This window comes from Streptomyces sp. 7R007 (assembly GCF_054850255.1).
Window position 1 is genome coordinate 1 of record NZ_JBTWMV010000131.1, and the last position, 2,069, is coordinate 2,069.

At 67.8% G+C, this 2,069-nt stretch carries 2 protein-coding genes; one reads left to right on the forward strand and one right to left on the reverse strand.

What is annotated here, in order from left to right; all coding sequences use genetic code 11:
* Positions 1 to 89: 89 nt before the first annotated feature.
* Complete coding sequence (locus ACYF6T_RS44395; protein WP_461703682.1) at positions 90 to 686, reverse strand: DUF6262 family protein; 597 nt, start codon at positions 684 to 686, stop codon at positions 90 to 92.
* 46 nt (positions 687 to 732) lie between these two features.
* Between ACYF6T_RS44395 and ACYF6T_RS44400 the strand changes: the two genes are divergently transcribed.
* The gene (locus ACYF6T_RS44400) at positions 733 to 1,752 is read left to right on the forward strand and encodes an alpha/beta fold hydrolase (RefSeq protein WP_461703683.1); all 1,020 of its coding nucleotides are present in this window, start codon (positions 733 to 735) and stop codon (positions 1,750 to 1,752) included.
* Positions 1,753 to 2,069 lie beyond the last annotated feature (317 nt).

Below are 2,069 nucleotides of genomic sequence, written 5' to 3' on the forward strand. Positions count from 1 at the left end.
GGTTGCGTACGTGTCACACCCAGCGTCCTACCAGGCCCCACCCCCGCACGGGACCAGAACCCGAGAATGATCACGACCTCACACAGGCCCTAGGGGGCTGGTTGTGGGCGGTTCTCGTTGCGGATCATGCGGCGGAGGCTGGTGCGGGCAGCGGCGAGGTCGTCCTCGAGTTCGGCGACTCGCTGCCGGAGCTGTGTGTTCTCTGTGGTCGCCCGCCCTTCCGCCGTGGAGAGTCGCAGATTCTCCACGGTGAGCTCGTTGATGCGGTCAACCAGGTCATGGTTGCCGAGCTGTTCGACCTGCTGCCCCAGATGAATGCGGGCTTGTTGCCGCAGATGGCCGTTCTCGGTGCGCAGCTGTTTGATCTCCTGTCGGGCGAGAAGCAGGTCGGTCTGCTCGCTGGCGGTGGAGGCCTTCCGCCCGCTCTGCTGGTCCTGGTGGCCTCGGGCAGCCTGTCGGGCCCGTGCCTGATCGATGCGTTCGCGCAGGCCAGGAGCATAGACGAGCCAGCTGGAGACGCCAGCTTCGCGGGCGACCGCGGCGAAAGTGATCCGGCGGTTGTCGCGGAGCATGTCCTGGACGGCCTTGAGGACGCGTCCCCGTTTGCCGGCACTGTCCCGTTGACGTGCGGCTTTGAGGATCTCTGCGGGTGTCCTGGAGGGACTTGCGGACGTCTCAGCAGGCATCCGAGGCCAGGAGAGCTACCCCCGGCGGAGAATGGGCGACAATCGCATGGTGCAGCAGCGGCTGGGTTGGGTTGTGTCCTCCGGTGGTGCCAACGTGGCGTATGCCTCGGTCGGTGTGGGTCGGCCGGTGGTCTACGTGATGGGTTGGCTGACGCACCTGCAGCTGAGTTGGGAGCTGGCGGCCGAGCGGGCGCTTTACGAGGAGCTGGCTCGGGGGTGCCGGCTTGTGCGCTACGACCGTGCCGGATGCGGGTTGTCGCCGGCCGTGGATCGCCCGGCGTCGTTGGCATTCGAGCTGGAGCATCTGGCGGCGATCGCCTCATGGCTGGGTGAACCGTTCGATCTGATAGGCACGTCGATGGGGGCTCCGGTGGCCGTGGCGTGGGCGGCGGCTCATCCCGGTACCGTTCGGCGCCTGGTGCTCTACGGCGGCTGGGCGCGCGGCGCCGACCTGTCCGCGCCAGGTGTTCGTGATCATGTGCTCGGGCTGGTCGAGTCGCACTGGGGGCTGGGATCGGACGTGCTGACCGACATTTTCGCCCCTGACCTCGATCCCACGACGCGGGCGGAGTTCGGCCGTTACCAGCGCGCCTGCTCGAACGCCGCAACCGCCCGGGCGCTGCTGGCGTTGAGCTACGAGATCGACGTCACCGACCGCCTCGGCCAGGTGCAGGCGCCGACGCTGGTGGTGCACCGCACCGGCGACCGCGCGGCACCCCTCGCACAGGCCGAAGTCCTCACCGCCGGCATCAGCGGTGCCCAGCTGGTGCGGCTGCAGGGCCGATCGCACCTGCCGTACGCGGGTAACCGCGATGAACTGGTGCGCGTCATCCGCCGCTTCCTCGGACTGTCCGTCCCCCGACGCCGTGCCGACGGGCTGACGGCGCGCCAGCACGAGGTGGCTGACCTGGTGAGCCAGGGGTGTACGAACCGAGAGATCGCGACGCGCCTGGGAATCGATGAGCGCTCGGCCGAGGGGCACATCGAACGGATCCTTCTGCGGCTGGGGTTCCGCTCCCGCGCCCAGATCGCCGCGTGGTACAGCGCACGACGCGATCAAGTCTGAGTCCACAGTGGGGTATTTCCACGCCTGACGGGTCGACCCGATCGGCGCAGAGTTCCTGGTGACCGACAGCGCGAGCACGCGTCGCTGCCGGACGTGGCCGATGTGCACGGTCGTCATTCGGGCGTCGGCCGAGGACCAGTCAGATGTAAAGGAGCTTGGGAGACATGAAGATCAGAAGGAGATTAGGTGCGCTCAGCGTCGTGCTGGCCATGGCCGGCGTCAGCCTGATCGCTGCATCAGCAAGCGTGAGCGCGCAGTCTGGGCCGCTGTCCAGCGCCGCGAGTGACGGTTCATTCACGGTCACCAACTCAAGTTCG

What these genes read in the sequence shown, in the direction of transcription:
- ACYF6T_RS44395 (WP_461703682.1), bottom strand. Translation starts at nt 686, where the DNA reads ATGCCTGCTGAGACGTCCGCAAGTCCCTCCAGGACACCCGCAGAGATC.
- ACYF6T_RS44400 (WP_461703683.1), top strand. Translation starts at nt 733, where the DNA reads ATGGTGCAGCAGCGGCTGGGTTGGGTTGTGTCCTCCGGTGGTGCCAAC.